General features: G+C 68.2%; 22 protein-coding genes and 1 tRNA gene. 15 read left to right on the top strand and 8 right to left on the bottom strand.

What is annotated here, in order from left to right; genetic code table 11:
- The first annotated feature begins 17 nt into the window (after positions 1 to 17).
- The 7 genes from ABZX37_RS35900 (at position 18) to ABZX37_RS35870 (ending at position 6,221) form a co-directional block, all read left to right on the top strand.
- Positions 18 to 785, top strand: a complete 768-nt coding sequence (locus ABZX37_RS35900) for an MBL fold metallo-hydrolase (RefSeq protein WP_354747232.1) — start codon at positions 18 to 20, stop codon at positions 783 to 785.
- A 37-nt stretch (positions 786 to 822) separates the two neighbouring features.
- The gene (rph, locus tag ABZX37_RS35895; RefSeq protein ID WP_354747230.1) at positions 823 to 1,599 is read left to right on the top strand and encodes a ribonuclease PH; all 777 of its coding nucleotides are present in this window, start codon (positions 823 to 825) and stop codon (positions 1,597 to 1,599) included.
- Positions 1,596 to 2,204, top strand: a complete 609-nt coding sequence (rdgB, locus tag ABZX37_RS35890) for an RdgB/HAM1 family non-canonical purine NTP pyrophosphatase (RefSeq protein ID WP_354747228.1) — start codon at positions 1,596 to 1,598, stop codon at positions 2,202 to 2,204. Before rph ends, rdgB begins: the two co-directional genes overlap by 4 nt.
- Positions 2,205 to 2,270: 66 nt before the next feature.
- On the top strand, positions 2,271 to 2,960 hold the full coding sequence (locus ABZX37_RS35885; RefSeq protein WP_354747227.1) for a response regulator transcription factor: 690 nt from the start codon (positions 2,271 to 2,273) through the stop codon (positions 2,958 to 2,960).
- Positions 2,950 to 4,704 (top strand): HAMP domain-containing sensor histidine kinase, encoded by a 1,755-nt coding sequence (locus ABZX37_RS35880; RefSeq protein WP_354747225.1) that lies wholly within the window; start codon positions 2,950 to 2,952, stop codon positions 4,702 to 4,704. The genes ABZX37_RS35885 and ABZX37_RS35880 overlap by 11 nt, the downstream gene beginning before the upstream one ends.
- A 51-nt stretch (positions 4,705 to 4,755) precedes the next feature.
- Positions 4,756 to 5,577, top strand: a complete 822-nt coding sequence (locus ABZX37_RS35875; protein ID WP_354747223.1) for a helix-turn-helix domain-containing protein — start codon at positions 4,756 to 4,758, stop codon at positions 5,575 to 5,577.
- A 65-nt stretch (positions 5,578 to 5,642) separates the two neighbouring features.
- Positions 5,643 to 6,221 carry a dihydrofolate reductase family protein gene (locus ABZX37_RS35870; RefSeq protein ID WP_354747222.1) on the top strand — a complete coding sequence of 193 codons (579 nt, stop codon included), beginning with the start codon at positions 5,643 to 5,645 and terminating at the stop codon, positions 6,219 to 6,221.
- A 48-nt stretch (positions 6,222 to 6,269) separates the two neighbouring features.
- Here the strand turns inward: ABZX37_RS35870 and bcp are convergent, their stop codons facing one another.
- The 4 genes from bcp to ABZX37_RS35850 form a co-directional block, all read right to left on the bottom strand.
- The gene (gene bcp / locus ABZX37_RS35865; RefSeq protein WP_354747220.1) at positions 6,270 to 6,746 is read right to left on the bottom strand and encodes a thioredoxin-dependent thiol peroxidase; all 477 of its coding nucleotides are present in this window, start codon (positions 6,744 to 6,746) and stop codon (positions 6,270 to 6,272) included.
- A 15-nt stretch (positions 6,747 to 6,761) separates the two neighbouring features.
- The gene (locus ABZX37_RS35860) at positions 6,762 to 7,301 is read right to left on the bottom strand and encodes a hypothetical protein (protein ID WP_354747218.1); all 540 of its coding nucleotides are present in this window, start codon (positions 7,299 to 7,301) and stop codon (positions 6,762 to 6,764) included.
- Positions 7,302 to 7,498: 197 nt separating this feature from the next.
- A complete protein-coding gene (locus ABZX37_RS35855) occupies positions 7,499 to 7,681 on the bottom strand; it encodes a hypothetical protein (protein ID WP_116205006.1) in 183 nt (60 codons plus the stop codon).
- Positions 7,682 to 7,712: 31 nt separating this feature from the next.
- Positions 7,713 to 8,588, bottom strand: coding sequence for a LysR family transcriptional regulator (locus ABZX37_RS35850; protein WP_354747217.1), 876 nt, complete (start codon positions 8,586 to 8,588; stop codon positions 7,713 to 7,715).
- A gap of 117 nt (positions 8,589 to 8,705) precedes the next feature.
- On the opposite strand from ABZX37_RS35850, the gene ABZX37_RS35845 reads away from it, so the two are divergent.
- Positions 8,706 to 9,605: an MBL fold metallo-hydrolase gene (locus tag ABZX37_RS35845; RefSeq protein WP_354747215.1), complete on the top strand. Its 900-nt coding sequence runs from the start codon at positions 8,706 to 8,708 to the stop codon at positions 9,603 to 9,605.
- Here the strand turns inward: ABZX37_RS35845 and ABZX37_RS35840 are convergent.
- Positions 9,592 to 10,191 (bottom strand): TetR/AcrR family transcriptional regulator, encoded by a 600-nt coding sequence (locus ABZX37_RS35840; protein ID WP_354747214.1) that lies wholly within the window; start codon positions 10,189 to 10,191, stop codon positions 9,592 to 9,594. The genes ABZX37_RS35845 and ABZX37_RS35840 overlap by 14 nt on opposite strands.
- 75 nt (positions 10,192 to 10,266) lie before the next feature.
- Between ABZX37_RS35840 and ABZX37_RS35835 the strand changes: the two genes are divergently transcribed.
- The 6 genes from ABZX37_RS35835 to ABZX37_RS35810 all read left to right on the top strand — a co-directional run bounded on the left by ABZX37_RS35835 (position 10,267) and on the right by ABZX37_RS35810 (position 14,450).
- On the top strand, positions 10,267 to 11,331 hold the full coding sequence (locus tag ABZX37_RS35835; protein ID WP_354747213.1) for an FAD-dependent oxidoreductase: 1,065 nt from the start codon (positions 10,267 to 10,269) through the stop codon (positions 11,329 to 11,331).
- A 56-nt stretch (positions 11,332 to 11,387) separates the two neighbouring features.
- Positions 11,388 to 12,197, top strand: a complete 810-nt coding sequence (locus tag ABZX37_RS35830) for a metalloregulator ArsR/SmtB family transcription factor (protein WP_354747211.1) — start codon at positions 11,388 to 11,390, stop codon at positions 12,195 to 12,197.
- On the top strand, positions 12,194 to 12,784 hold the full coding sequence (locus ABZX37_RS35825) for a dihydrofolate reductase family protein (RefSeq protein ID WP_354747209.1): 591 nt from the start codon (positions 12,194 to 12,196) through the stop codon (positions 12,782 to 12,784). Before ABZX37_RS35830 ends, ABZX37_RS35825 begins: the two co-directional genes overlap by 4 nt.
- A 45-nt stretch (positions 12,785 to 12,829) precedes the next feature.
- Positions 12,830 to 13,585, top strand: a complete 756-nt coding sequence (locus ABZX37_RS35820; RefSeq protein ID WP_354747207.1) for an SDR family oxidoreductase — start codon at positions 12,830 to 12,832, stop codon at positions 13,583 to 13,585.
- 18 nt (positions 13,586 to 13,603) lie between these two features.
- A complete protein-coding gene (locus ABZX37_RS35815) occupies positions 13,604 to 13,972 on the top strand; it encodes a MerR family transcriptional regulator (RefSeq protein WP_354747205.1) in 369 nt (122 codons plus the stop codon).
- Between the two features lie 124 nt (positions 13,973 to 14,096).
- Positions 14,097 to 14,450 carry a hypothetical protein gene (locus tag ABZX37_RS35810; protein ID WP_354747203.1) on the top strand — a complete coding sequence of 118 codons (354 nt, stop codon included), beginning with the start codon at positions 14,097 to 14,099 and terminating at the stop codon, positions 14,448 to 14,450.
- 279 nt (positions 14,451 to 14,729) lie between these two features.
- On the opposite strand, the gene ABZX37_RS35805 is transcribed toward ABZX37_RS35810, so the two are convergent.
- A tRNA-Leu gene (locus tag ABZX37_RS35805) sits at positions 14,730 to 14,803 on the bottom strand.
- A 124-nt stretch (positions 14,804 to 14,927) separates the two neighbouring features.
- On the opposite strand from ABZX37_RS35805, the gene ABZX37_RS35800 reads away from it, so the two are divergent.
- Positions 14,928 to 15,149, top strand: coding sequence for a DUF3618 domain-containing protein (locus tag ABZX37_RS35800; RefSeq protein ID WP_037358573.1), 222 nt, complete (start codon positions 14,928 to 14,930; stop codon positions 15,147 to 15,149).
- Between the two features lie 653 nt (positions 15,150 to 15,802).
- Here ABZX37_RS35800 and ABZX37_RS35795 read toward each other — a convergent pair.
- Together ABZX37_RS35795 and ABZX37_RS35790 are read right to left on the bottom strand one after the other, a co-directional pair.
- Positions 15,803 to 16,348 (bottom strand): hypothetical protein, encoded by a 546-nt coding sequence (locus ABZX37_RS35795; protein ID WP_354747201.1) that lies wholly within the window; start codon positions 16,346 to 16,348, stop codon positions 15,803 to 15,805.
- Positions 16,349 to 16,568: 220 nt separating this feature from the next.
- The gene (locus ABZX37_RS35790; RefSeq protein ID WP_354747199.1) at positions 16,569 to 17,168 is read right to left on the bottom strand and encodes a helix-turn-helix domain-containing protein; all 600 of its coding nucleotides are present in this window, start codon (positions 17,166 to 17,168) and stop codon (positions 16,569 to 16,571) included.
- Between the last annotated feature and the right edge of the window lie 23 nt (positions 17,169 to 17,191).

Genomic DNA, 17,191 nt, shown 5'->3' with positions numbered 1-17,191 from the left:
GGAGTTAGGGTGACGAGGTGCGACTGACGATCCTCGGGTGTTCGGGCAGTATCCCCGGGCCGGACGCCGCCGCTTCCGGGTACCTCCTGGAGGCGGAGGGCTACCGGCTCGGTCTCGAGCTGGGCACCGGCACGTTCGCCCAATTGCAGACCGTGCTCGACCCGTTCGACCTGGACGCGCTCGTCCTTTCGCACCTGCACGCCGACCACTGCGCCGACGTCAACTCTCTGACAGTGCTTCGCCGCTATCACCCCGCGCCGCCGTACCCAGCGCGGCCGCGACGGTTGCCGCTGTACGCGCCAGCGGACGCGCCTTCGCGCCTCGCGCACGCGTACGCGGCCGACGCAGCTGAGCGCGCTGCTGCGGATCTGTCGGACGTGTACGAGTTCCACGAGTTGCGCGAAGAGCGGATCGAGATCGGTCCCTTCGACGTGACCGCTGTTGCCGTGTACCACCCGACGCCCGCTTTCGGCCTGCGCATCGCGTACGGCGGCACCATCCTCGCGTACACCGGCGATACCGGACTGTGTCGCGGCCTCGGCGAACTGGCCGACGGTGTTGATGTCCTGCTCTCCGAAGCGTCCTGGACCGATGCCGCCGACCGTCCGCAAGGCGTGCACCTCTCCGGAAAAGAAGCCGGTGAATTGGCCAAGGAAGCCGGTGTCGGCCGTCTGCTGCTGACCCACGTCGCCCCGTGGACCGACCGGAATGCCGTCCTGGCCGAGGCCAAAGCCGTGTTCCCGGATGCCGAGTTGGTGACGCAGGGCGCGGTCTACGACCTCTGACGCGAAACTGTCAGGGGTACGTCCTAGAGTGCTCCCCGTGGCTAGAAAAGATGGCAGGAACGACGACCAGCTCCGCGAAGTGAAGCTCACCCGCGGGTTCCAGAAGTGGCCTGCCGGGTCGGTGCTCGTCGAGTTCGGCAACACCAGGGTGCTGTGCGCGGCGAGCGTGACCGAGGGCGTGCCGCGCTGGCGCGCCGGGTCCGGTCTCGGCTGGGTCACCGCCGAGTACGCGATGCTTCCGTCCGCGACCAACACCCGCAGCGACCGCGAAGCCGTGAAGGGCCGGATCGGCGGCCGGACGCACGAGATCTCCCGGTTGATCGGCCGCTCCCTGCGTGCCTGCATCGACCTGGCCGCGCTCGGCGAGAACACCATCGTCATCGACTGCGACGTGATCCAGGCCGACGGCGGCACCCGCACCGCGGCGGTCACCGGCGGCTACGTGGCCTTGGCGGACGCGATCACCTGGCTGGGCGCGGCGAACCGGCTCAACGACCCGCAGCCGCTGTCGTCCTCGGTGGCCGCGGTGAGCGTCGGCGTCGTGGACGGCCGGGTGCGGCTCGACCTGCCGTACGAGGAGGACTCGCGCGCCGAGGTCGACATGAACGTGGTCGCCACCGACGCCGGAACCCTCATCGAGGTGCAGGGGACCGGCGAGGGAGCCACCTTCGCGAGGTCCACTTTGGACACCATGCTGGACCTGGCGCTGGCCGGCTGCGAGGAACTGGCGCGCCTGCAGAACGAAGCGCTGGCGCTGCCGTACCCGGGCGAGCTGCCGGAACCGCGGCCGGACAAGAAGAAGGGCCAGAAGTGACCAAGCTGCTGCTGGCCACCCGGAACGCGAAGAAGCTGGGCGAACTGCGCCGGATCCTGGAAGCGGAAGGCATCCAGGGCGTCGAGGTGCTCGGCCTGAACGACGTCGAGGAGTTCCCGGAAGCCCCGGAAACCGCACCCGACTTCGAAGGCAACGCGGCGGCCAAAGCGCGGGACGCGGTAGCCGCCACCGGTTTGCCCGCCGTCGCGGACGACTCGGGCCTGACCGTCGACGCCCTCAACGGCATGCCCGGAGTCCTCTCCGCGCGCTGGTCCGGCAAACACGGTGACGACGAAGCGAACCTGAACCTGGTTCTGGCGCAGCTGACGGACACCCCGGACGAGCGCCGGGGCGCGGCCTTCGTCTGCGCGGCGGTGCTGGCCCTTCCGTCCGGCGAGGCCACGACGGTCCGTGCCGAATGGCGAGGCACGCTGACGAGGGAAAAGCACGGAACCAACGGTTTCGGCTACGACCCGATCTTCGTGCCGGAAAACGAAACGAAAACCAGCGCGGAACTGTCCCCGGCGGAAAAAGACGCCGCTTCCCACCGGGGCAAAGCCCTGCGCGCACTTCTGCCGGCTTTGCGAAAACTGGCCGACGCATAACCGCCGGGTCCGCCCGGGAGCCGCGCTGGTGGCTCCGGGGCGGGGCTCGGGCTAGTCTCGGCAAGCATGTGCGCCAATATCGTCCTTGCCGAAGACGATCCCAAACAAGCGGAACTGGTCCGCCGCTATCTGGAACACGAGCAGCACACCGTCACCGTCGCGCCCACCGGCGAAGCCGCACTGGCGGAAATCCGCACGGCGGAACCCGATCTCCTGATCCTGGACGTCATGCTCCCCGGCATGAACGGCCTGACCGTCTGCCGGACCATCCGGGCGTCCTCCGACCTGCCGATCCTCATGCTCACGGCCCGCTCGACCGAGGACGACCTGCTCCAGGGCCTTGACCTGGGCGCGGACGACTACGTCACCAAGCCCTACAGCCCGCGCGAACTCATGGCGAGGGTCCGCACCCTTCTCCGGCGAACGAACGCGGCGAAAGACGGTCCCATCAAAGTGGGCACGCTGACCGTCGACAAAGACAAACACGAGGTCGCGGTAAGCGGAAACCCGATCGAAACCACTCTGGGGGAATTCCGGATCCTGGAGGTCATGGCCGCCCGCCCGGACCAGGTTTTCACCAGGGCGCAACTCCTGGAACATCTGCACGGTTTCGACCGCTACATCACCCAGCGCGCTATTGACGTGCACATCATGAACCTCAGAAAGAAAATCGAACCCAACCCGAGAAAACCGGCGAAACTCCTCACGGTCTACGGCGTGGGCTACAAACTGACCGCCAAGTCCGATGCCCCGTAGCCTCCTCTTCCGCCTCTTCGCGGTCACCGCGGCCATCGCGGTGTGCGCGATCGCGTCCACCGCCTGGCTGGCTTCCCGGACCACTTCCGGTGCCATCGAACGAGAACAAGGCCAGCTCTTCGCCGACGACGGCACCATCTACCAGGCCCTGCTTTCGTACGCGGCAACCCATCCCACGTGGTCCGGCGCGACCAAAACCATCAACGACTACGCGGACAAAACCGGTCGCAAAATCGTCCTGACCACCCCGCAGGGCAAGCTCATCGCCAGCTCGGAACAGAACCCGGGCACACTCCCGCCCCAGCCGTCCGCGGTCATCGACCCCTTGGCCGTCGACACCCGCCTCGGCATCAAATCCACTCCCGACCGGATCGACCCCGACGCGGTCGGCCCCTACAAACTCCCCGCGGACGAACGCGACGATCTCCAGGAGGTCGCCGAAAAAGTCCTGTCCTGCACCCAGCGCCGAACCGGCCTAGGCAGCCTGGAAATCTCGCCGAGCGGCCACCCGAGGGTGATCGCCCCGGCCGGCACCGCCCAATGCGGCACCGCTCTGCTGGAACGCCCCACCGAGACCGAGCGAGCCGCCCTGAGCAAACTGTCCGGCCTGATCGACGCCTGTCTCGGCCGGAACGACAGCACGATCCCGGTGGCCAAACTGGGCTTGTTGTGGACCTTCGACGGCCCGGTCGTCCAAGCCACCGACCAGACCATCACCAACTGCGTGACCTCGGCCCGCAAAGAGCAGCTGACCCCCTACGTCGCTCCCGCGGCCTGGCTCTACATCACCGAAAAAGGCACCGACCAGCCCCCGACCGGCTTCACCCTCTCGCCGGAAAACCGCACGAAGCTCATCGCCGTCACCGCCGCGATCCTCCTGCTGACGGTCATCGTCACCGCACTGGCGTCGATCCGCCTGATCCGCCCCCTCCGCGCGCTGACCGGCGCGGCCCAACGCCTGAAAGCCGGCGAGACGGGCGCCAGGGTCCGCGTCAAAGGCAAGGACGAGATCGCCCGCCTGGCCACCGCGTTCAACGACATGGCGCGGGCGCGGGAAGAGCTGGAGAACGCCCGCAAAGCGATGGTCAGCGACGTCGCGCACGAGCTCCGCACCCCGCTGGCCACCATCAGAGGCTGGCTGGAGGCAACCCAGGACGGCATCAGCCAACTGGACGACGAACTGGTCGTCTCCCTGCTGGAAGAGGCAGTTCATCTGCAGCACATCGTGGACGACCTGCAAGACCTGGCCCTGGCCGACGCCGGAGCGCTGCGCGTCCACCCGGAACCCATCGACGCGAACACCGTCCTGGCCCACCTCGCCGCCGCCCACGCCCCGCGCGCCGAAACCGCGGGCGTCCACCTGTCCGTCCCGCCCATGGAAAACCCGGCCATCACTGCGGACCCAGTACGCCTGCGCCAAGCCCTCGACAATCTGGTCTCGAACGCAATCCGCCACACCCCGTCCGGCGGCTCGGTAACTGTCACCGCAAGCCAACGCGACAATGACGCGATTTTCGAAGTAACCGACACTGGTACGGGAATCTCTCCAGAAGATCTGCCCCGCGTTTTCGACCGTTTCTGGCGTGCAGACCCTTCGCGAAGCCGAATCTCCGGAGGCAGCGGCTTAGGCCTGGCAATCGTCCGCAAATTGACCGAAGCCCACGGCGGCGAAGTCACCGCCACCAGCACTCCCGGCGAAGGCACGACTTTCACTTTGCGCTTCCCGGCAAATTTCCGCGGGTAGCGCTTGCCTGCAGGCGTCGGCAATGCTGTGGGCGTGGAGTACGTGTCCAGAATGCCGAGACCGCCGCTGGACGGGCTGATCGACGACCTCTACTACCTGGAGGGCGCGCCGCCGTATGCCCGCCTGACGCTGCCACCGGCACCCGCCGCGCTGTTCATCGTCAACCTGGGCGCGCCGTTCCGCATCCGCGCTGGCACCGAGATCGAGACGGCCGAGTACGCCGACGGTTGCGTGATCACCATGCCGACCCGTGCGTACGAGTTCGGCTACCCGCCCCGGACCCGATCCGTCGGCGTGCACTTCAAACCGTGGGGCCTGGCCCCGTTCCTGCCGATGCCCGCGACGGACCTGTGCGACCGCCCGGTGACGATAGAACAGGTCTGGGGCCGACCCGCCAGCACCGAACTGCGAGACCGCCTGGCCACGGCAAACAACCCGCACCAGATGCTGACACTGCTGGAAGACGAGCTGATGCGTCGGCTATCCGAGACCGCCGGTCTAGGCCTGGTCCGCCACACGAGCAACATCATCGCGGCAACTCGCGGGACGATGCCGATCTGCGACCTGAGCACGGCAGCCGGAGTCAGCAGCACCCACCTGGCACAACGGTTCAAGGCACTCATCGGCGTCACCCCGAAGCGACTGGCCCGCACCCACCGCTTCACCGCCACCGTGTTCGCGCTAGACCCCACCGGCCCGATCGACTGGAGCGACCTGGCCGGTCGCGCGGGCTACTTCGACCAGGCCCACTTCGGCCACGAGTTCCGCGCCTTCACCGGCCTCACCCCGACCCAGTACGTCGAAGTCCGGCGGCGGTTTCTCCGCGAACACCCCGGCCACACGCTGAACAACTGGCCGCTGCCGACCGATTGATTTCTTACAAGAGCGACCGCTCGCAACCCGCTAATTTGGGGCCACCCCAATGCGAAGGAGACCCCGTGGGCAAGGTCGTCATGTACAGCTCGGTGTCGGCCGACGGCTTCATCGCCGACGAAAACGACCAGCCCGGCCCGCTGTTCGACTGGTTGACCAGCGGCGACGTCCCGCTGGACGACAGCGGCGCGCTAAAAGTGTCGCAGCAGTCCTACGACTACACGCGCCAGTACTGGGACCAGATCGGGGTGACAATCGTCGGCCGTCACGTCTTCGACCTGACGGACGGCTGGGACGGAAAGCCGCCAAGTGGAATCGACCACGTAGTCGTCGTGACGCACCGCCCAGCCCCCGAAGGCTGGAACCCCGAGGCCCCGTTCCACTTCGTCGACGGCGTCAAGGCGGCGGTAACCAAAGCACAAGAGCTAGCAGGCGACCGCGTAGTCGAAGTCGCCGCTGGCGACGTAGGCGGTCAGGTCCTCGCGGCAGGCTTGGTGGACGAGGTACGCATGGACGTAGTCCCGGCCGTCTTCGGCTCCGGCAAACGCTGCTTCGGCTCAGTCAACGCACAGCACCTGCTGGAGAACCCCGACGTGGTTCAAGGCGACCGGGTGCTTCACCTGCGCTATCAGGTGCGTCGCTGACCAAGCGCGGAGAGGCTTGGCCGGCCTCCCCGCGCTCCGGGAAACAATTCAGGAAGCAATCCCCAAGTCCCGGATCAACTTGGCCACATGTCCAGTAGCCCGCACGTTATAAGCGGCCTTGGCAAGCTTCCCCTCCGCGTCCACGATAAACGTAGACCGGATGACCCCCTGGTAAACCCTCCCGTAATTCTTCTTCTCCCCAAACGCGCCCCACGCGGACAGCACTTCCTTGTCCACATCGGACAGCAGCGGGAACGTCAGCCCCTCCGCTTCCACGAACTTGGCCAGCTTTTCCGGCTTGTCCGGCGAAATCCCCAGCACCTGATATCCCGCGTCGTTCAACTCCGCGAGATTGTCCCGGAAATCGCAAGCCTGTTTGGTGCACCCCGGCGTCCCCGCCGCCGGGTAGAAGTACACCACCACGGCCTGGCCGCGGAAGTCGCTGAGCGAGACGTTCTTGCCGGTGCTGTCCGGCAGGGTGAATCCGGGCGCTTCGTCGCCCTCGGCAAGTCGCTGGTCGGTCATGGAGACGAGGGTAATTCAGGCGTCTCCGCAATATGTGACGACGGCGGGCTCGCCCGTGCTGGGCCGCACCTGCACCGCCATCCGCGCGCTCTCGGAGGGCACCGCGAAAGCAAGCGTGACCTGCGTAGACCGGCCCGGCAGCAAATCCTTGCCCGCGTCGGAAACGCCGCCGAGACCCTGCGTGGCGTCCACAACCTGCTTCGCGGGCTTCCCTGCGACAGTCGCGGTGACCGAAAGCGCGGACACCCGATACGGGTCCGTGCCGTTGTTCGTGACCTGGATGTAGAACGCCGCCGCACGGGCACTGCGCGGATACGCTGCCGGGCTCGGCTGGAACGACTGCGGGGCCGACAGCGAGACCGTGATCCCGCTGGCGAACCGGTGGTTGGCGCCGAACTGCAGGTCGCCGGAGGCTTGCGCGGCCGCGGGCTGCGCCGCCGGGTTGCCGACGCCCATCGCGGCGGAGCCTTCCCGAGCGTTGACGCCGCCGCAGGCTGCCACGGAAAACAGCAGGCAGGCGGTCAACAGCAGTTTCGGGGTGCGCGGGGGCGCCATCGCGGGGGTACTCCAGTCGGGGTGGGGCGGTGTGCCGTTCGGCGTAGTTGCCGAGCGGACCCGCTCCACTCTGGCGGCACTAATGCCGTCACGGTGCGGAAGACGCGGACCTGGTGTACAGCCGTGGCCGATCCGTGATCGAAAGAGCACTCCGGGTGACAGTCATCACCCCGATGTCAACAGCCGCGAGTCGGGATTCAGACCGCGAACGCGAACAACAGGATGAACACCGCGACGCCGGCGCCCCAGGCGACCATGAGCCAGCCGAAGTCGCGCACCGGGTCGACCGCGCGGCTTTCCTCGCCGGGGATGTACACGCCGCGGTTTTCGAACCAGTCCGCGCATTTGCGCAGGACCCGCAGCGGATTGCGTCCCGGCACGGCCCACACCTCCCCGATCTCCGGGCCCAGCCTACGGGTTCGCGGGCGTTTCGCGGCGGTCGAGCCCGGCGATGCGCACGGCGAGTTCGACGAACGAGCGGACCAGCGGCGGCGTCGAATCCTCGCGCCACGCGACCACGAGCCGGCTCGGCGGATAGTCCGCCAACGGGACTGTCGCGACGCCTTCGGGAAACGAGTGCGCGAGCGGGGCGAGCCCGACGGTTCCGTTCCACAGCACGGCTTGCAGGCATTCGTGCACCGTCCGCACGACCGGCCCGCCCGCGCCGCCGCCGCTCCAGAACGCCTGCCACTGCGGGTCGGTGCCGTCCGGGAACCGGAACCACGCCCGGTCGGCGAGTTCCTCCCGGCGCACCTCGTCGCGTCCGGCCAGCGGATCGTCCGCGCGCAGGACGACGCCCATCGGGTCGGAACGCAGCACGTGCGTGCGGATTCCGGTGGTGTCGAAGGGAATCCGGGTGAGCGCGACGTCCACGAGCCCGGCGCGCAGCCCGGTGGTCGGATCGGTGAGATCGGCTTCGCGGACGCTGATCCGCACGCCCGGATGCCGTTCGCGGAACTCGCCGGCGAGCCGGATTCCGACCGGTTCCGAGCTGTCGGCGAGGGTGCCGAGCGTGAGCGTCCCCGGTCCGGCCGCCGCGGCGACCTTCGCGCGGGCTTGGTCCGCTGCCTCGAGCAGGGTGCGAGCCTCGTCGTAGAGCGCGGTTCCGGCGGCGGTGAGCGCGACCCCGGACGGCGAACGATCCAGCAGGGCCGCGCCGAGGTCGGTTTCGAGCTGTTTGATCGCGCGGCTCAGCGGCGGCTGGGTCATGTGCAGCCGCGCCGCCGCCCGGCCGAAGTGGCGCTCCTCGGCGACCGCGACGAAGTACCGGAGCGAACGGAGATCCACAACCAGCGACAATACCCGTGCGGTATCGGGAAAAGCGGATCGGTCTTGGACACCGCGCGGGCGCGGCGCTGGACTGGAACGGTCACTGATCCCGCGTTCCTTAAGGAGCATCCGGCGATGGCCGACTACCCGTATCCCGATCCCGTCGTGCAGACCTCGCAGGTGCGCGAACTCGCCCGCGACCTGGTCGTGGTCCCGAACCAGGGCGTGCAGCTGGTGCCGAACGTCGGCGTCGTCGGCGGGACGCATTCCGTGCTCGTCGTCGAGACCGGCATGGGGCCGCGCAACGCGGAAACCGTGCTGAAGTTCGCGACCGAGTACGCGCGCGGCCGCCGGATTTACCTCACCACCACGCATTTCCACCCCGAGCACGCGTTCGGCGCGCAGACCTTCGCCGGGGCCGCGACCTACCTGGTCAACCGCGCGCAGGCGACTGACCTCGCCAATAAAGGCCCCGGCTACCTGCAGATGTTCAGCGGCCTGGGAGAGCCGGTCGCGCGGCAGCTGGAGGGCGTCGAACTGCCGACCCCGGACGTCGTCTACGACTTGTCGCACGACCTCGACCTCGGCGGTCGCGTGGTGCAGCTGCGCGCCACCGGCCGCGCGCACAGCAAGGGCGACCAGGTCGTCACGGTCCCGGACGCGGGCGTCCTGTTCACCGGCGACCTCGCCGAGACCGGCCAGTTCGCGATCTTCCCGTGGTTCCCGCCGCACGACACCGACGTGTCCGGCATCCGCTGGATCGAGGTCATGCGGAAACTTTCCGCGCAGCGGCCGGAAATCGTGGTCCCCGGCCACGGCGACATCAGCGGTCCGGAACTGCTCGACGACCTGCGCGCCTACCTCGAACTGCTGCGCGACGAGACCTGGCGTCGCCGCGATTCGGCGATGGCCGAGGCGACCGTGATCGCGGAGGTGCGGGAGGAGCTGATCAAGCGGCATCCGGAGTGGGAGGGCCGCGAGTGGATCGACACCGCGGTGGCGTGCCTGTGCGCGGAGCACGTCAGTCGCGGCTAAGCAGGGGCCCGAGTGTCTTCACGATGGCCTGGCGGGTCGCTTGGGTTCGCTGCTCGGCGGTGAGGTCGCCGGGGCGGTCCAGCATGGCTTGCGACGCTCCGCGCACCGCGCCGGCGAACGCGCCGGTCAACGCGCGGGCGGTGACGTCGTCGAGTTCGCCGGGAAAGGCTTCGGCGAGGATTCCGGCGATCCGGCGCTCGGCGTTGAACTGGATTTGCAGGGCACGGCCCTGGACCGCGGGCACGGTCTGGAGCAGCCGCATCCGCAACGGGGTCAGCTTGCCGATGATGTCGTCGCTGACCTCGCCGCCGTCGGAAAGGACCCGGACCAGCAGGTCGATCGGCCGGTCGTCCGGGGCGCGGTTCGCGAGGGCGTCGAGCAACGCCTGCACCCGGCTCTCGGCGTCCGGGAACACCAGTTCTTCCTTGCTGGCGAAGTAGCTGAAGAACGTGCGCGTGCCGATCTCCGCGGCTGCGGCGATGTCGGCGATGGTCGTCTCGTCGTAGCCGTTGCGCTCGAAGAGGTCCGTCGCCGCGTCGATCAGGGCTTGGCGGGTGCGGGCGCGCTTGCGATCACGGAGAGACACTCCGGCAGCTTATGACACTAGGTGCAAATCTGCACTCATTGCAGAAATGCACTGAGTGCGGTTATCTTCGAGGACGTGACTCGTGACGTCCTCGTGTGCGGTGCCGGGATCGCTGGCTCAACCCTCGCGTTCTGGCTGGCGCGCAACGGTTTCCGGCCGACCGTCGTAGAACGGGCAGTTGGCCAGCGCAGCAGCGGCAACCCGGTGGACGTCCGCGGCGGCGCGATGGAGGTGGCCGACGCGATGGGTGTCGTGCCGCGGTTGCGCGAGGTCGCGACGCACGCGCAGCGGTTGCGGCTGCTCAACGCGCGCGGGCGTTCGGTGACCACTGTGCGGATGGCGGCGAGCAAAGAGATCGAGGTCCCGCGAGCCGATCTGGCGGACGTGCTTTACGAAGCGGCGCGCGACGACGCCGAATTCCTCTTCGGCGACACCATCACCGCGCTGGAGCAGGACGAGGGCGGGGTTGACGTCGCCTTCGAGCACGCTGCCCCGCGCCGGTTCGACCTGGTGATCGGCGCGGACGGGGTGCACTCGGCGGTGCGGCGGCTCGCGTTCGGCCCGGAGCGGGAATTCGTCCGGCACGCCGGGATGTACGTCGGGACCGTGACGCTCGGCGAACCGTCCGACTATCCGCGGGACGTCGTCATGCTCAACACCCCGGGCCGCCTCGTCGCGGTCCATCCGGGGCGGGGAAACGCCAGGGTCGCGTTCATCTTCCGCGCGCCGAATCCCGGTCAGGGCAAGGAGATCCTGTCCATCGCCTACCGGGGTCTCGGCTGGCGGGTCCCGGAGTTGCTGGCTCGCTTCGAGGCGACGGACGACGTCTTCTTCGACGCGGTCGCCGTGGTCGATCCGCCTCGCTGGTCGCATGGCCGGGTCGCGCTGGTCGGCGATGCCGCTTCCTGCGTCTCGCTGCTCGGCGACGGTTCGAGCCTCGCGATCGTCGGGGCGCACACCTTGGCCACCGCGCTCGCTGACGCCACCTACGCCGAGGCGTTCGCGCACTACGAGACGGCCCATCGAGCGCGCGTGAAGCCCAAGCAGCGCGGGGTCCGGACGGCGGCATCGATGCTGGTCCCGCGCACGAAACGGGGTCTGGCGGCCCGGAACCTCGCCGCCCGGCTGCTGCCCGGCTGAGATCGGCGAAAAGAATTCCTTGACACGAATATTCGACGTAGTGAATACTTCAGTGCATGGACGGGATCGCCGCAGCGCTCGCAGACACCACCAGGTGGCAGCTGGTCGAACTGCTCGCTGAACGGCCCCGGTCGGTCGGCGAACTGGCCGAGCTGACCGGGCTGCGGCAGCCGCAGACGACCAAGCACCTGCAGACCCTCGCCCGCGCCGGCCTGGTCACCATGGCCCCGCTCGGGCAGCGCCGGGTCTACGCGGCCGAAGCGGCTCCGCTGCGGGAATTCGCGGACCAGCTCCAGAAGCTGGCCGCGACGATCGAGGCGCACACGGGAGAGCGCGACATGCTCGACCGCTACCGCGCGGCGGTCGAAGCCGACACCGCCGCCGCGGACCGGGATCGCTGGGCCGACGGTCGCGCGTTCTCCTTCGAGCGCGTGCTGCCGGTGCCGCCGGAAACGGTCTGGCGGTATTGGACGGACGCCGGGCTGCTGGCGTCGTGGTGGGTCCCGCCGTCCCTGACTGTCACCGAGTGTGTCCTCGAACCGAAGCCGGGCGGGCGCGTCGTTCTCGCCTACCGCGACGCCGAAGGCACCTACCGCTCGGAAGGACGGGTCCGGACCGCTCGCGAAACCGAGCAGCTCGTGTTCGACCTGTCGGTGCTGGACGCGGCCGGAGCCGTCGCGTTCAGCGGCCACTACGACCTCGCCCTCGCCCCTTCGGCGAACGGCGGCACCCAGCTGCGGCTGGGCCTGGGAATCAGCGCAACGACCGTCGAGGCCGTGCCCGCCATCGCCGGAATCGAAACCGGCTGGGGACAGGTCCTCGACCACCTCACCGAAGTCATCACCCGAAAGGAAACCCAGTCATGACCGAGCGTCGTGTCACCGCCAACCTCGCCCTGACCCTCGACGGCCGCTACCACGGCCCGGAAGGCCCCGGCGACATGAGCGCGATCATCCCGTACATGACCACCGAGACCGCCCGCAACCAGATGACCCGCATCTGGGAGAACGCGACGACCGCCCTGCTCGGCCGCCGCAACGCGGAAGGCTTCCTCGGCTTCTGGCCGACCGTCGCCGCCGACGAAAACGCCGACCCGCGCGACCGCGGTTACGCGAAGTGGTTGGTGGACACGGAAAAGGTGGTCCTGTCGAGCACGCTCACCGAGTCGCCGTGGGAGCGCACGCGCATCGTGAACGCGCCCGCCGCCGAGGTCGTCGCCTCGCTCAAGGCCGACGGCGAGGGCGACATCCTGGTCAACAGCAGCGTCAGCGTGATCAAGGCGCTGCTGGCCGAGGACCTCATCGACACGCTGTACCTGACCATCTGCCCGCAAATCGCCGGCGGCGGCCCGCGCCTGTTCGACGACGGCCTGCCGGGTACTAAGTGGACAGTCGTGCACCAGGAGACCGGCGATCTCGGCGAAGTGGCCCTGGTTTACCAGCGCGTGCGCTGAGCGGCTTGACCTTCACGCATACGGCAATGTTTAGCGTCGATTGTCATGAGTGAAGGACAGTTTGAAGGCAAAGCCGTGATCGTCACCGGCGGCGGAACGGGCATCGGACAGGTCACCGCACGCGAGTTCGCAAGGCAGGGCGCGAACGTCCTCGTCGTCGGCCGGACCGCCGTGCGGCTGGCCGAAACCGCGGAGGGCTTCGCGCGGATCCGCCCGTTCGCCGCCGACATCACCGAGGCAGGCGCCGCAGAGGAGATTGTCGCTGCGGCACTTGCCGAATTCGGCCGGCTCGACGTGCTGGTGAACAACGCCGGGATCGTCGACCCGGCCGCGCTGGGCGAAATCAAGCCCGGCGCGTTCGACGAAGTAGTCGCGACGAACCTGCTCGCGCCGGTCTACCTCGTGCAAGCCGCGCTGCCGCACCTGAGCGATGGCGTCGTCGTCAACGTGACAACCGCGATCGGCCAACGCGGCTGGCCGATGGCGGGCCGGGAGTTCTACGCGGCGACGAAAGCCGCCCTTGAGTCGCTGACCCGAAGCTGGGCAGTGCAACTCGCCCCGCAAGGCATCCGCGTCACCGCGGTCGCACCCGGTCCGGTCGCCACCGAGATCTACGCCCGCGAAGGCCTCACCGCCGAGCAAGCCCAAGCGCAACACGCGTCCCTGCAGGCGATGGTGCCCTTGCGACGCCTGGCCCAGCCGGAAGAAGTCGCCCACTGGATCGTCCAACTCGCCAGCCCCGCCGCGGCGTACCTGACCGGCGTGGTCCTGCCCGTCGACGGCGGCGCAGTGATCGCTTAGCGGCGTACGCTCGGGTCGGTGCGGATCGGAGAGCTGGCGAAGGCCACCGGAGTCACCACCAGAGCACTGCGGTTCTACGAGGAGCAGGGCTTGCTGACCGCCGCCCGCTCCCACAACGGGTACCGGCAGTACGACGAGTCCGCGATCGAGCGGGTGGCGAACATCCGCTACCTGCTCGACTCGGGGCTCGCCATGGAAGACATCCGCCCGCTGGGCTCGTGCCTGCAGGGAGACCTGCCCTCGCGACGCCTGTCCTCGAGCGCCATCGCTTTGGTGGACCGCAGACTGGCCGTGCTGGACGAACGCATCGCCGCCTTGACCCGGGCCCGGGAGCAACTGTCCTCGCGAGCGACCGCGTCCCGCGGCGGCGACGTTGCTTGCGGTTGATGCGGTTTTTAGCCGCTGCTTAATTCCTTGTCCGGCACTCTGCGGCGTTCCTAGTCTGAATGGTGCGTGACCGGTTTTCGCATTCCCGCGAAGCCCGGGTTTTGTCACCACAAAGGGGGGCGCAATGAGAATATTGCGAGGTGTCGGGGCGGTCGTCGCCTGCGGTTTGCTGGTCGGCCCGATGGCGGTGTCTGCCAGTGCGCAGCCGCGGTCTGCTGGTCAGAACGCCGTGGCCCGCTTGCATGACTGCAGCTGGTGCGGGTTCCAGCCGAAGATCAACATGAGCGTGCGGCAGTGGCCGCGGCTGGAGAATTCGCCGTGGGTCGACGACGTGGAAGAATGGACGATCTACCCGGACTACTGCTGGACTGACTGGGGCGAAGGAAAGTGGGACAAGGTCTCCGGCAAAAACCAGAATGTGGGTTTCGTGCCGGAGAGCAACATCGCGTTCTGGGTCGGCTCGCCGTCGCCCTGCTGACGGTGTGGGTTTCCGGACGGGGATGAGCTGAACCCTTCGGCCCCGGCAGGCCGTTCGGACTGGCTGCCGGGGCCGAAGGGCAGGGTGGGGCCAGAAGAAGCGGATCCGTGCCGCCGACTCGCGATCCGGCGGATTGTCGTGACGAGCGGATGATCCGCCATTCCCCTCACCGCCGAGGCGGAAGGCCTCAACGGCGGTGGGTTGTGGCATACCGTGCGGCACGCGGCCGACGCGGACCGCTGGAACGCTCTGCCGTATCGCTGCCCAGCAGCCTGAGTGTGGGGCCGGAGAGACTCGAACTCTCACTGGCACGGACCTAAACCGTGTGCCTCTGCCAATTGGGCTACGGCCCCCAGGAACCAGGTGTGATCGTAGCGCGCGCCACGTTCGGGTCGGCTCGGCGTGGCCAGTCGCCGTCTCGCGGGGGTTGTCCTCTACCGTGGACCGCCTACAGTCCGACTGCGGCGAGGAGGGCACGTGGCTCGCGACCCCGAGACCATCGAGCGTGAGATCGAGCAGGCGAGGACCGCTTTGGCGGCGACCCTCGACCAGCTGGGCACGAAGGCCAATCCGCAGAAACTCGCCGAACAGGCGAAGGACGGCGTGCGCGCGAAGCTCGACAATCCGAAGGTCAAGTACCCGTTGATCGGGGCCGGCGTGCTGGTGGCCGTGCTGCTGGTGCGGAAGCTGTTCCGCTGACGGTTCGCCTCCCGCGCTGACTCCGGGCCCTCGCTGGCTCGGAGCATCGGCGCGGGCATTGTGGGCATCCGGTTGCGACCCGCCGGAGCGGCCTGAGCGGCTTGCCCTGGCTTTCCAGGGGGCGACCGGTGGCTGAAGCCTGTACGAGACACGGCTCAAGGCGGATCCCGTGATTACCCGGCGTCGCCTCTCGGGCGGGACTGCTCGGCGGCGCGTGATCTGCCGAATACGGGCTGTTTCATCCCTGGATGGCGGATCGACAGCCTTGATCGTCACGGCGGGTTAACTTCGTGAGAAGTGCCACTGAACCAGAGGTCACTCATTCGGCGGTCGCCCGGCTGGGTCGGTTTGGCGGAGCACGTTCGCCGTATTGGGCTACCCCGCCTGGGTGACGCGCCGGTTTTATCCCGCTGTACTGGGCATAGCCGACTGTTTGCGGGTCAGGTCCGCGCAGGGATGCCGAGACCGTCTCAGGGCGTCGTAGAGCCCGTGAGCACCGGCCCGCAGGCAGGCGTGAAGCGGGCATCGGCCAGCACGAAAGCGGCCTACCCCGACGGAGGCTGACCCCAAAACCCCAGCTTCGTAGGGGACCAGTCAGCGCACGTCAAACAAGCCCGCGAAAAACGCGAGCCGTGTGAGCGAAACAGTGCAGGTCAGGCGCGCGCGACCGGCGGAGTGGCCGACGCGCCGGCTGTCACGCCGGGGCGGCTCGCTTCGTCGGGCTTGCGGTCTTCGACCTCTTTCGGGAGCTGCTTGCTCGGCGGCAGCGCCGGTTTGGCGGGCTGCTCGGGAGCCTTCTCCGCAGCGGGCTTCGCAACAGCAGTGGCGGCAACGGCAGGAGCAGCCGAGGCCGCAGCAGGAGCAGCCGAGGCTGTGGTGGAGGCCGGAGCTTCGGTCTTGCCGGAATCCGCAGCAGCAGCCTTCGCTCCGCCTGACGGCGGGATTTCCAGCGGCTCGATCTCCGGCAGGGTCAGGCGGGCGGCCATGTACGTGCTGGTGAACTCCAGTGCGTTGCCGTTCAGCAGGTGCACGACCGTGGGACGCTCGTTCGGGGCGAGCTTCTCCACGAGCTGGTCGGCCCGGTCGCGGGCGGCGATGATGCCCGGCGCCTTGCCGGTCAGCTCCTTGCCGCGGCCGCTCACGGTGATCGTCCAGTCGTCGTTGTCGTGCTTGTAAGTCGCCGTGATCGTTTCCACCACTGCCTCACCCCTCTCGTCATCAGCATGCGTCACAGGTCGAGACCCGGCCACCGCAAACTCATGACGCGATTCCTGCTTGCCGGCCGCTGGCGCGACACCCAGTGTGTCTTTCTACCGTGTCATCGATACCGCAAGAAAACTCTGTGTCACAAGTAACGGGACGAGATGTGCGCTGAGTGACGACCGAATGGCCTAATGCACGGTCATCTTCACGTGCACATCAAATCGCACGCTGTGACAACCCGGCCCACAGCAGATCCATGGCGTACTCGGTGGCCTTCTCCGGGGTCACCTCCGGGAAGCGCTCGCACCAGATCGCCAGCCGCTCGCAGGCTCCGACGACGAACTCGGCCGAGGCCTCCGCGCGCAGGGTGTCCGCGCTGTCGAAGTAGCCGCTCATCAACGCGGTGATCAGGTCAGTCTGCTGGCGGCGGGTTTCTTCGATCTCGTCCGCGGCGGGGGTGCCGATCAGGGCCATCTCGTGGCGCAGCAGCGACCAGGCCTGGCGGCGCTCCCGGATGAAGACGAAGAACGCCAGCAAGCCGCGCCGCAGCGCGTCCTGCGCGGAGTCCGCGCCGACGATCGACTGCTCGGTGGCCTCTTGCAGCGCCGCCCGCGACTGCCGGATGCAGGCCAGCAGCAGGCCCTCTTTCGAGTTGAAGTACTCGTACAGCATCGGCTTGGACACGCCGACCAGTTCCGCGATCTCGTCCATCGACGCCATCGCGTAGCCGCGCTCGCCGAAGACCTGCTCGGCGACCTCGATCATCTGCCGTTCCCGCTCGGCTCGGGGCATGCGCTTGCGCTTGGCGGTGGTCATGGCGCACACTCTACCGCCAGTAA

The sequence above is a fragment of the Amycolatopsis sp. NPDC004079 genome (assembly GCF_040610415.1).
GTDB classification, from domain to species: domain Bacteria; phylum Actinomycetota; class Actinomycetes; order Mycobacteriales; family Pseudonocardiaceae; genus Amycolatopsis; species Amycolatopsis halotolerans.
The sequence above is the reverse complement of the archived record's forward strand: the minus strand, read 5'-3'. Positions and strand labels throughout refer to the sequence as shown.